The 11,111-nt window shown below is 57.9% G+C and carries 12 protein-coding genes; 8 read left to right on the top strand and 4 right to left on the bottom strand.

Annotation, left to right across the window (positions count from 1 at the left end; genetic code table 11):
• Nucleotides 1–168: 168 nt before the first annotated feature.
• Nucleotides 169–348, bottom strand: coding sequence for a hypothetical protein (locus CKW11_RS28710; RefSeq protein ID WP_177440046.1), 180 nt, complete (start codon nt 346–348; stop codon nt 169–171).
• A gap of 215 nt (nt 349–563) precedes the next feature.
• Between CKW11_RS28710 and CKW11_RS27010 the strand changes: the two genes are divergently transcribed.
• Nucleotides 564–1,016 (top strand): thiol-disulfide oxidoreductase DCC family protein, encoded by a 453-nt coding sequence (locus CKW11_RS27010; protein WP_095140120.1) that lies wholly within the window; start codon nt 564–566, stop codon nt 1,014–1,016.
• An 8-nt stretch (nt 1,017–1,024) separates the two neighbouring features.
• Here the strand turns inward: CKW11_RS27010 and CKW11_RS27005 are convergent, their stop codons facing one another.
• Nucleotides 1,025–1,513, bottom strand: coding sequence for a DUF2269 domain-containing protein (locus CKW11_RS27005; RefSeq protein ID WP_095140119.1), 489 nt, complete (start codon nt 1,511–1,513; stop codon nt 1,025–1,027).
• Between the two features lie 2 nt (nt 1,514–1,515).
• Nucleotides 1,516–2,631 (bottom strand): saccharopine dehydrogenase family protein, encoded by a 1,116-nt coding sequence (locus tag CKW11_RS27000; RefSeq protein WP_095140118.1) that lies wholly within the window; start codon nt 2,629–2,631, stop codon nt 1,516–1,518.
• 134 nt (nt 2,632–2,765) lie between these two features.
• Between CKW11_RS27000 and CKW11_RS26995 the strand changes: the two genes are divergently transcribed.
• From CKW11_RS26995 to CKW11_RS26975, 5 genes are all read left to right on the top strand, one after another.
• On the top strand, nt 2,766–3,800 hold the full coding sequence (locus CKW11_RS26995) for an FAD-binding oxidoreductase (protein WP_095140117.1): 1,035 nt from the start codon (nt 2,766–2,768) through the stop codon (nt 3,798–3,800).
• Nucleotides 3,801–3,915: 115 nt separating this feature from the next.
• Nucleotides 3,916–5,037, top strand: a complete 1,122-nt coding sequence (locus tag CKW11_RS26990; RefSeq protein WP_095140116.1) for an SMP-30/gluconolactonase/LRE family protein — start codon at nt 3,916–3,918, stop codon at nt 5,035–5,037.
• Nucleotides 5,038–5,262: 225 nt separating this feature from the next.
• Nucleotides 5,263–5,778 carry a sigma-70 family RNA polymerase sigma factor gene (locus CKW11_RS26985; protein WP_095140115.1) on the top strand — a complete coding sequence of 172 codons (516 nt, stop codon included), beginning with the start codon at nt 5,263–5,265 and terminating at the stop codon, nt 5,776–5,778.
• Nucleotides 5,765–6,745, top strand: a complete 981-nt coding sequence (locus CKW11_RS26980; protein WP_095140114.1) for a FecR domain-containing protein — start codon at nt 5,765–5,767, stop codon at nt 6,743–6,745. Before CKW11_RS26985 ends, CKW11_RS26980 begins: the two co-directional genes overlap by 14 nt.
• A 118-nt stretch (nt 6,746–6,863) precedes the next feature.
• Nucleotides 6,864–9,254 carry a TonB-dependent siderophore receptor gene (locus CKW11_RS26975; RefSeq protein ID WP_095140113.1) on the top strand — a complete coding sequence of 797 codons (2,391 nt, stop codon included), beginning with the start codon at nt 6,864–6,866 and terminating at the stop codon, nt 9,252–9,254.
• A 176-nt stretch (nt 9,255–9,430) separates the two neighbouring features.
• Here CKW11_RS26975 and CKW11_RS26970 read toward each other — a convergent pair whose 3' ends face one another.
• A complete protein-coding gene (locus tag CKW11_RS26970) occupies nt 9,431–10,510 on the bottom strand; it encodes an SDR family oxidoreductase (protein WP_095140112.1) in 1,080 nt (359 codons plus the stop codon).
• 74 nt (nt 10,511–10,584) lie between these two features.
• Here CKW11_RS26970 and CKW11_RS26965 point away from each other — a divergent pair, with 74 nt between their 5' ends.
• Together CKW11_RS26965 and CKW11_RS28975 are read left to right on the top strand one after the other, a co-directional pair.
• Nucleotides 10,585–10,977 (top strand): MerR family transcriptional regulator, encoded by a 393-nt coding sequence (locus CKW11_RS26965; RefSeq protein WP_095140111.1) that lies wholly within the window; start codon nt 10,585–10,587, stop codon nt 10,975–10,977.
• A complete protein-coding gene (locus CKW11_RS28975; protein ID WP_256582231.1) occupies nt 10,970–11,107 on the top strand; it encodes a DUF1993 family protein in 138 nt (45 codons plus the stop codon). The genes CKW11_RS26965 and CKW11_RS28975 overlap by 8 nt, the downstream gene beginning before the upstream one ends.
• Nucleotides 11,108–11,111 lie beyond the last annotated feature (4 nt).

Genomic DNA, 11,111 nt, shown 5'->3' with positions numbered 1-11,111 from the left:
ACCCACACGAATTGCTTGATTCAGTTGTTAAAGAGCGGTTGGTTAAGATCTTTCGTCTCAACCGAGGCGCGCATTCTACAGCAGCCTCATTTGCTGTCAAGTGATTATTTTCAGAAGTTTTCGAAGATTTCTTCAACAACTTCAACCACTTGCGCTTCCGATCTCTCGTCAGCGGGAGGCGAATTCTACAGCGTTACACGCTGCTGTCAACACCTCTTTTTCACCGCTTTCGACCGAGAAGATCGAACCGTCAAAAGAGCCAAACATCACCGCCCTTTCAACACCTTCCAGGCTTCGATGAACTGAAGCAACTTGCTGCCGAAAACCACATAACTCATTGAATCTCAAGGAGTTTTCCGTTTCGACTGCGCCGGAAGTGGGGCGAATTATAGACCTCCTGAATCTGCCGTCAACCGTTAATTTCAGTTTTCTATGAAGGCACCCAAAATGCCTTCTATATATAGATGCAACGGCAGCGGATGCGCAGCATATAGTCTATCGCCTAAAACAACGCCTTCGGATGATGCCTCACAATGACAGCCCAACTTCCTGGATCTTCCCCCATGCCCGGCTCCCGAGTCCGTCCTACCCCCGCCCCCCTACTCAATCCAGGCGAGACCGTGGTGCTGTTCGACGGCGTCTGCAAGCTATGCAACGGCTGGGCGCGTTTTCTGATTCGTCATGACAACAAGCAGCGAGTGCGCCTGGCGGCAGTGCAATCGCCAGAAGGTCAGGCCTTGCTGGCATGGGCCGGTCTCCCGGTGGACGAGTTCGACACTATGGCGGTGATCCGCGACGAGCATTACTGGGTGCGCTCCGATGCGTTCTTCGAAGTCATTGCACAACTGCCGGCTCGTTGGTCGCCGGTCAGGCTTCTGCGAGTTTTCCCACGAGCACTTAGAGATTGGGCCTACGACCGCGTCGCACTGAATCGCTATCGGATCTTCGGCAAGTACGACACCTGCCTGTTACCCGACCCCGATCACGAACGACGCTTTCTCAAGTCGCCAATGTGAATGCTCAGCTACATCAACTGCAGCCACTGCCCCGGCGTCATCTTCGTCACCATCATCAAGACAATCACGAACATCCCGAGAAACCCGCAAACGCCCATCCAGAACCACTGCCGATAAACAGCCCGGTAATCAGCATCAAGCCTTGCGCCACATTGCACCGCGTCCGCCGCCATCCCCAGCAAACGTTTCTGCAGCAACAGCACCGGCAACCAAAGCGAGCCCACTATAAAGAACAGGACCAGCGACATCAGCACCCAGTCCGTGGTCAAGGGCAACCCGGAAAGCCTTGTCAGCCAATAACCCGTCGCGATCTGGATGAAGCCCGCCGGCGTGGTGATCCAGGCGTCATAGCGCACGACCATTTTCGCCACATGCGCAATCACTTGCGGATTGGCCGTGCGACTGGCGGCGATCAGGTATAGATAGGAACCCATGCCGAAGCCGAAGAGGAAAATCGCAGCGATGACATGCAAGTACTTCACGCTCAGATAAAGCATGCTCAACGCATCCCGCCAGAGAAAATCACGGACAGGCCAAGATTCTGCGGATCGTTGATCGCTGCCATGTATTCGTCGACGCTGATCTCACCAACACATGGACGGCCCCCCGGTTCGGGCAAGTAACCTCGAGCGATCTTCGCGGCCAGAGCAACGGCAGCACAACTCGGAATCTCCGGCCCCTTGTCATTCAGCGCGGTCAGTTGCGCCGTCATCGACAGCGGCTGGTCGTTCAAACCGACACCTCGCACATCTATATACATCGCACTTTTGCCATCACCGAAACGCTCAAACCATGTCCCCCAGCGATGCAACCGGGCCGCCCACACCCTGTGGTCACGCACCAGCCCTTTCCTCATCGCCAGTGCAAACAGATAATTGGCCACGCCGCCGAGCTTGAGGCCAGCGCCTGCCTTGAAACTCAACGTGTGCGCACCAAACCGGCTGGCAAAGATGTCCATGTCCGGCACATCAACATTGGCCAGCGCACGAGTGCCCAGGTTCTGCAGCTTGCGCAGGGTCAGGTCTTCCCAGCCCATCACTTCATGCACTTGACCATTGCGCAGTTGGCGGATCGGTTTGCCCGCATACGCCAGCACGCCCTCGATCGTCGACAACCCCGGCATTTTCGCTGACGAGGAAATGCCGTGCTCGATCGAGTCGATGCGTTTGAAGTGATGGCGCTGCTCATCGATGATCGCCGACGACAGCGTCGGCACCGAACTGCAACCACTGAGGAGGGCGACACCGGCCTCCCTCGCCCGTGCATCGAGTGTGCCGATGCCATTGACGAACGTCCGGCAGTCAGCCAGATCGCAATAGTTGACGCCCGCCTCAATGCAGCTTTCGGCCACCGCATAGGATTGCCCCTGAAACGGGCCGCCCGTGTGAATCACCAGTTGAATATTCATTGCGCGCAGAGCAGCGGTGAAACCGGCGCCCATCGCATCACCACACCAGCTTTCGCAGCTCGCCCCCAATTCAGCGACCTTGCGCCCCAGCTTCTGCGGATCGCGCCCCGAGATCGCCAGTTCGATGCCCGGCATATCGATCAGATGCCGACAAACGATACTGCCAAAGTTTCCATACCCGCCAACCACCAACACCCTGAGTGCCATCAACGCTTCCCTGAACGATTCAACTCTGCCCATAACCGGGTTCGGCGCAGCTTCCCTGATATCATTGGGCCAAGCAAGCCTGCGTCAGAGGGCGGCGATGTAGTAACGTCAGCGCCTCGACAACGGAGGTTGATATGAGCAAACGAATCATCGTCATCGGCGCGGGAATCGTCGGCGCGTCATTGGCGTATCACCTCGCCGTGAAAGGTGCAAAAGTGGTTGTGATCGAGGCCGGTGAGATTGCGTCCGGTGTGACGGGCCGCTCCTTCGCCTGGATCAACACTTCACACGGCGGACCGGATTCCATTGCGCCGTTGCGCGCAGCGGCCATCGCAGAATACCGCCGACTTGAATCCGAACTGCCGGGGCTGAAGGTGCGCTGGACCGGTGCACTGTCTTACGGCGATGGCCGGTTTCAAGCGCCTTCTATATATAGCGCGCAGATTCTCGAGCTTGAACCCAACCTCAAACATCCTCCAGAACGCGCGTTCTTTGCCGCCGAAGAAGGCGCGCTGGATGCCGTGCAGGCAACGCGGGCCTTGATTGCGGGTGCGCAGGTGCATGGAGCGACTCTCCTCACCCATACGCCAGTGCTCGGTTTGCAGATTCTGGACGGCACCGTCACCGGCGTGGTCACTGCGACCGGCAAGCACGACGCCGACGTTGTCGTGCTGGCAGCGGGAACTGCGACCCCGCTGTTGGCAGATCAACTGAACGTCACCCTGCCCATCGACGCCTCACCCGCAATATTCATCCGTTACCAAACCCAACCGCAGCGAGTGAACACGATCATCTCCAGCCCTGACATGGAAATCAGGCACGACGCCGACGGTAATCTGCTCGCTGCGGAAGACTATATAGATGAAGCACCGCAAAACAGTGCGCAAGCCATCGCGCAGAGAACGGCCGACGCCATCCAGCACGCGCTGCACGGGGTGCTATCCATAGAGCCGCAACTGGCGTGCGTCGGCCTGAGACCAATGCCGGTCGATGGCATTCCAGTCATTGGCTATCTGCCGAACCTCAGCGGTGCGTATGTTTGCGTCATGCATCCGGGCGTGACACTGGCGGCAGTCGTAGGACGACTGGTGGCCGAGGAGATCGTCGGGGGAGGCTTTGCGACCGCGTTAGCGCCGTGTCGGCCAGATCGATTCCAATCACCGGTTTGAGCAATTCTCCCGCGATGAAATGCAGCGCTGGCGATGGCATGCCGACTTGTACGATGTCTTATCACAGGGTATTACTACGTCTCCTCAACAAAAATAAAACCACGGAGATCGCTACATGGATTCATTCCTGTCCGCCAAGCCTCAAAGCCTTGACCAAGCGAAAGGCAATACCCGCCGCAGTTTCCTGAAAAAGTCGCTCGCTGTTTCCGCCACGCTCGCCACAGTCGGCAGCGCCGCACTGCCCCGCCTCTCCGATGCCGCCGACCCCTTGAGTCAGCGCTACCCTGACCCACTGATTCACATCCTCGACGACAGCTTCCTTGAGCTACGGGTTTTCAACGCCAGTGTTGAAAAGCTCGCCACCGGCATGCGCTGGGCCGAAGGACCGGTGTGGGTCGGTGATGGCCGCTATTTGTTAGTCAGCGACATCCCCAATAATCGCATCATGCGCTGGGACGAAATAACCGACACCTTCACGGTGTACCGCGAACACTCAAACTTCTCCAACGGCATGTGTCGGGATCGACAAGGGCGTCTGATCGTTTGCGAAGGCTCCACCACCACTAGCGAAGGGCGCCGCATCACGCGCACCGAACACAATGGCACGATCACCGTGCTGGCCGACAGTTTCGACGGCAAGCCCTTCAACTCGCCCAACGACATCGTCTGCAAAAGTGACGGCTCGATCTGGTTCACCGACCCGCCATTCCAGACCAGCAATAATTACGAGGGCCACAAAGTCACCCCGACCCAACCCCACGCGGTGTACCGCATCGACGGCGAGAGCCAAAAAGTCACTCGGGTAATCGACGACCTCAACGGCCCCAACGGCCTGTGCTTTTCTCCCGATGAAAAGACCCTGTATGTCGTCGAAGGTCGCGCCAAGCCCAATCGCCTGATCTGGGCGATCGCGGTGAAGGACGACGGCACCCTGGGCGAACGCCGCAAGCACATTGAGGGGTTGGACTATGCCGCGATTGACGGCATCAAATGCGACGAAGCGGGCAACCTGTGGTGCGGCTGGGGCGGCAATGGTGATCCCAAGGCCGACCTGGAAAAACTCGACGGCGTGCGTGTTTTCAATTCGCAGGGCAAGGCCATCGGGCACATTTCCCTGCCAGAGCGCTGCCCGAACTTGTGCTTCGGCGGGCGCGAAGGCAATCGCCTGTTCATGGCCAGTAGTCACTCGATCTACTCGCTGTTTGTGAACACTCGTGGGACGACGTTTGCGTTGTAGAAACAACGCGAGTCTCGCGATAGTTCCTGAGTATCGAAACAAGCTCCTGCCGCGCGTCCGAGGCTGCGCGGCAGTCAAGCCCATTCATTGCGCGCGTCCACTCGCAGCCTCTACAGAATGATGACGTTTGCCCAAGAGCGAACACTGAGCGCCACGTATTTGCCTAAGACCTATCCCCTGAGTAGAATGCGATTAATTATCAATTGTGTACTTGCCGGGATTCCGATGCGCAGCGATGAAACACTAGGCACTGCAGATCTAGGGCTGCTCTATCGCACCCACCACTCGTGGTTACACGGCTGGCTGATCCGACGCACTGGATGTCGCGATAACGCAGCAGATCTGGCGCAGGACACCTTCGTGCGTCTGCTCAAATCCCGTCAGTCCAGCCCCTTGCGCGAACCACGCGCCTATTTGAGCAGCATCGCCCGCGGGCTGATGATTGATCAGTATCGTCGTCGTGAACTCGAACGCGCCTACCTGGAAAGCGTCATGTTGCTGCCTCAACACGAGGTTCCCTCGGAGGAAAGCCGGCTGATGATTCTTGATGCGCTCGAGCGCATAGATCGTATGCTCAATATGCTTAAACCGAGAGTTCGCCAGACGTTTTTGTTTGCCCGACTCGACGGTCTGACGTGCGCGCAAATAGCCGAAAAGCTGGGGGTTTCCCGCGCGACCGTGGAGCGCGACCTTGCCACGGCCCTGCAGCACTGCTATCGCTTGCGTTATGTCGAGGCGTGAGCCGCAGGCGCTGGATCCGGCCATCGTTGAGCAGGCGATTCAATGGCTGGTGCGCCTTCGCTTCAATCAAGCCGATGAACAAACACAGCACACTTTTGAGCACTGGCTGCAGCAGCGCCCAGAGCATGCGTTGGCGTGGCAGCGTGTGGAAACGCTTGGGGATGAATTCGCCGGCGTGCCACCTCAACTGGCCCGACAAACCCTTAATGGCACCAATCATGGAATCCGGCGGCGGGAAAGCCTGAAGCTACTGGGCATATTTGCTGCTGTTGGCACCGCAGCCTGGCTCGGCCGAGACTACACACCCGTACCAGCCATGCTTGCGCAGCAGCGCAGCAGCACCGGCGAACAACGAAATTTCCAGCTCGATGATGGCAGCCTTATCCAGCTCAATAGTGACAGCGCGGTCGACAGCGATTTCGACGCCCGGCGACGCCTGATCATCCTGCGACGCGGTGAAATCATCGTGAATGTCGGCGCGGATCAACACTCGCCTCAAGCACGGCCGTTCTGGGTGCAATCACGTGACGGGATCATGCGCGCTCAGAGTTCCCGCTTTCTGGCGCGCGAACGTGACGATGGCACCCTTGTCGCGGCTCAGGAAGGATCAGTCACGCTGTTCCCCGGCTCCAGCCAAACGCCTGCGAGCCGCAGCGTCGAAGCAGGAAATCAGCTGCTGCTCACAACCAGTGGCGTTCGAACGTTCAGTGACACGGGCCTTGATCTATGGAGCTGGGGTGACGGGGTGATCAGTGCGCGCAATATGCGCCTCTATGATTTCATCGTGGAGTTGTCGCGTTATCGCCCAGGGGTATTGCGTTGCGCCGAAGAGGTCGCTGATCGTCGCGTTTCCGGCACCTTCCAGCTCGCCGACAACGATCAGGTTCTGGCATTGATCGCGCAGTCACTGCACTTGCACGTAGATTACCGGACCCGTTATTGGGTCACCGTGACCGCCGCCACCTGAGTAAACCGAAACTTTTTGCTACCTGAAAATTAATGAGGTGGTTTCTCATTCTCGTTCGACCTCTAAGGAAGGCCGGAATACAGGCCAGTCTGCCGATGTCCTTTCTTGGAGCGAGAAAATGAGTTCGTCCCCGGTTTCACAGCGCCATCCGTTAAATCGTGCCTTGCACGGTGCGATTTTGGGTGTGATCGTCAGCAGCTACGCATTGCCGTCGCTGGCGCAAACATCGAGCGCTGCCCCGCGCAATCAAGTCAAACAGTGGAACGTCGCTGCGGGCCCACTGGCGCCGGCGCTTGACCGCTTTGCGCGCGAGGCTGGCATCAGTCTTTCCTTCGACGCGTCGAGTGTCGCGAACCGCACCACTGCTGGCGTGAATGGCACGCTCGAGACGTCGACAGCGCTGTCATCGTTGCTGCAGGGGAGCGAATTGCAGGTCGAACAGCAAGGCCCGAATGCGTACCTGCTGGTCCCTCAAGCGAAGACCGCCGGCCCGCTGGAGCTCGACGCAACGGACGTCGAGGACTATCGCCTTGCCCCCCTGATCATCAATGCCAAGGTCAGGGTCAGTGCCGACGACGACGCCAACTCGGTGGTCGCCAAGGAACTCTGGGTTGGCGGCAAGGTGGCAACCAGCATTCTCAATACACCGGCATCGGTGTCGGTTGTTACCAACAAGGAAATGCAGCAACGCAGCGTCAGCACCACGGAAGAGGCGCTGCAATACACGCCGGGCGTGATCAGTGACTTCTACGGTACGGATGACCGCAACGACTATTTCCAGATCCGCGGCTTCCAGGCCACCACCTACCGCGACGGCTTGACCCTGAGTTCGATGCGCGGCGTACGCGAAGATCCATTCGCTTATGAGCGCATCGAGATTCTGCGTGGCGCCAACTCCACGCTGTTTGGCCCCGCGGATCCGGGCGGTTCGGTGAACTTCGTGACCAAACAGCCGCGTTTCGAACAGTTTGGCCAGGGCTACGTGACCTACGGTTCGTTTGACCATGTCGAGACGGGCATCGATGTCGGGGATGCGCTCAACGACGAGAAAACCCTGGCTGGGCGCTTTACTGCCAAAGGCCAAAACAGCGACCGCGAGTACGATCACTCGCAGGACGACAACCAGTTGTTTATGGGTGGCCTCACTTGGGCACCGACGGATTACACGTCGGCGACGATGATTCTGGACTACCTCAAGACCGAAAGTTCGCCAAACAGCGGTGGCTATCCGCTGGACAAGGAATACGACCGCAGCAAGTTCTATGGCGAACCCAGCTATAACTTTCACGATGTCGAGCGCACCAGCCTCAGCGGTAACATCACCCATGACTTCGACAACGGCTTCGTGCTGCGCAGCAACCTGCGTTACAGCAAGTTGACCGATGATTTCGGCTACGTTTACCTCAGCGACAGCGCCGCACGTGTCGGTACGACCGTTGACCGGTATCAGTTTGGCACGGACACCGAAGCCGACCAGTTCAACGGCAATCTGATGCTGCAATACGATGCCCGCTTCGAGAACATCGACAGCAGCAGCCTGGTGGGCGTGGAGTACCTCGATTCGACCACCAGGGAAAGCTCGGTCTACGCCCCGACGACCTCGATTGACATTGCCAATCCCGTGTTTACTGGCGTTTCACGCTCAATCACGCCGTATGCCGTCAACAAGCGAGACGCGACCACCAAGGCCGTATTCCTTCAGCAGAATCTGTCGTTCTATGAGCGTTTCATCGTTACCGGCGGTGTGCGCAACGACTCTATGGACCTGACCAGCAAAGGCTTGCAATCCACTGAGAAGGACAACTTCTCCGAAACCTCCTACCGAGGTGCGTTGACCTATATCGTCAACGACGAGGTGTCCACCTATGTGAGCATGGTGGAATCCGTCTCGCCGCCGCAGGTTGGGGTGACACCGCAGACGGGCAGGCAGTACGAGATCGGCGTGAAGTATGCGCCGATGGGGATGGACGCACTGTTCTCCGCAGCCGTTTACGACCTGACCCAGGAAAACGTCACCATCGCCGTGGTGCTGCCGAGCGGCATCATTGAGCAACAGACAGTGGGCGAGTCGCGGGCGCGCGGCCTCGACCTGGAGGCCAAGGCGCAGGTGACGCAGAACCTCAGCCTGATCGGTGGCTATTCCTATATGGAGTCCGAGGTATTGCGCGGTTCGCTGTACGACGGCAGTTCTCTGAAGGGTAATGAGTTCTCCACGGCGCCCAAGCATTCCGCTTCGCTCTGGAGTTATTACGACGTACCCGGCACTGATGTCAGCGTTGGCTTGGGTGCGCGCTACGTCGGCTCTTATTACTTCGATGCAGCCAACTCCGGCAAAAGCGATGGCACCACACTGTTCGACGCCGCCTTCAACTACAAGATCGCCAAGGGTACCGAACTTGCAGTGAATGTCAGCAACCTGCTGGATGAGCAGCACGTGGTCGGTTCCGGCACAGCGAACTTCTACAACCCGGGTCGGGAGATTACCGCCAAAGTGAGTTACAACTGGTAAGCCGGCGTGTAAGCCTTTTTTCCATATAGGAAACGGTGCCCGCTTTACCGCGGGCACCGTCAACCTGGCCATCAATCGGCAAGGTGAAGCAAGGGTGTTCGATTTTAATCGTTACGCGTCAGCTATAACTGCCCGCCATGCTGACCGCTTGTCGTCGACCGAGATAGCGCTGAACGTCAGAGCGCCCTGCCCTTGGTTATGCAGTACGCGTTAACGAATGTTGCCGTGAGCTGCAACGCCTGACGTATATCCGGTTTGGCGATTCCATGCCTGTTGGCAAATTGCTCGACCGCCGCAGTATTGAAACGAGTGGTCTGGATAAAGTCCAAGGCTTCGGGTCTGGTATTCAAAAACCACGCGACCGGGGGAATACTCAGTAGCCACTTCAGCAATCGGAGTGAAATGTGATGCTTGGGGGACTTCAAGCCCAAAGGTTTAGCCACCTGCGCCAGGAGTTCTCGCAAGTTTGGAGTCTGATCATCAAGCGCCAGCAGTTCCTCGCCCACCATGGCAGGATCAAAAGCACAAGCGGCCACCAGCTCCACCAGATAATCCACGGTCACCAGTGGCAGCCAGAGCTCGGCGGTACCGGGCACCGCAGTCATCTTGCCCTGCACCAGGTTGCGTATCAGCGCCACCAAAGGCTGGCCGTCAAGGATATGCCCCGTGCGGCTGTGGCCACAGACCGTCGCAGGGTGGACAACGGTCATCTCCCCGCCCTTGGCCGACATGACTTCCAGAGTCGCAAAATGCGCCTCCAGTTTGCTTGCCTCGTAACCACCGACACGCCGGTAGACGGCGGGCCAATTCGTCAACTCAGGATGACGAAGATCAATGCCGATGCGTTGCAGATGTTCATGATTGTTCAGCATGTAGCCGCCGATCATCACTAAACGGCTCTTTTGCTCAGCCGCCAACAGCGCCACACGCTTTGCCCCCTGCACATTCACCGCGCGCGAGTGCTCAACTGAAAGCCCCCATGCGAAGTGGGCGCCCAAATGGAATACGACGCTGGCGCGCCTCAGCACTTCCTGGTCAGCCAGACTCAGCCCGAGATTGTCCTGTTCCAGATCGCCAGCGACGGCAAATACCCGTGCCGCGCACCCGCCCAGATTATCAACTTGCTCGCGTAACGCAGCCAGCCGCTCCGGGCGACGCATCAACACCCGAAGGGTGTGACCTTTTGCACTCAGGTTCGCCAGCAAATGTTGACCGATGAAGCCAGTACCCCCTGTGACAAAACACTCCACGCTCATTTCCCTGTTCCTTGTTGAAGGTGAGAAATCAAGCGTAAAGTATCGACCCAACTCTACAGTCAAGCGGTGTTTTCATGAAAATCGGCGAACTCGAAATCCGCAGTGGCGCCAGCCGTCATACGTTGCGTTACTACGAGCAAATCGGCCTGATCTCACCGCTGCGGCAAACCAACAACTATCGCGTCTATACCGAGCAAACCCTGCAGGATCTGGACTTTATCCAGCGCGCCCAAAGCATGGGGTTTTCTTTGGGGGAAATAGGCGAGATTCTCGATGCGCAGCGCAACAAGCTGATCGATTGTGCTGACGGCGCGAAGCTGATTGAAAAGAAGATGGCCGAAATCAAACAGAAAATTGCCAACCTCCAAAGCATTCATCGGTATCTGGATGTAGAGCGTGCGGCCCTCGAAGCGAGTGCTGCCAGGCAACTTGAGCTTCAACAACTGAGCGACGCTGCCAATCATTGAACCTACGGCAAATGCCGTGGGGAGGCTCCTGCGCAAAGTGTGCTGTGCCTACAACATCTTGCGCCACAACGGCGTGCCGCTGGGCAACGCGGATTATGTGCAGCACATGTTTGCGTGTCTGAGGAAGTAATTGC

The organism is Pseudomonas sp. Irchel s3a10 (assembly GCF_900187525.1).
GTDB classification, from domain to species: Bacteria; Pseudomonadota; Gammaproteobacteria; order Pseudomonadales; family Pseudomonadaceae; genus Aquipseudomonas; species Aquipseudomonas koreensis_G.
The sequence above is the reverse complement of the archived record's forward strand: the minus strand, read 5'-3'. Positions and strand labels throughout refer to the sequence as shown.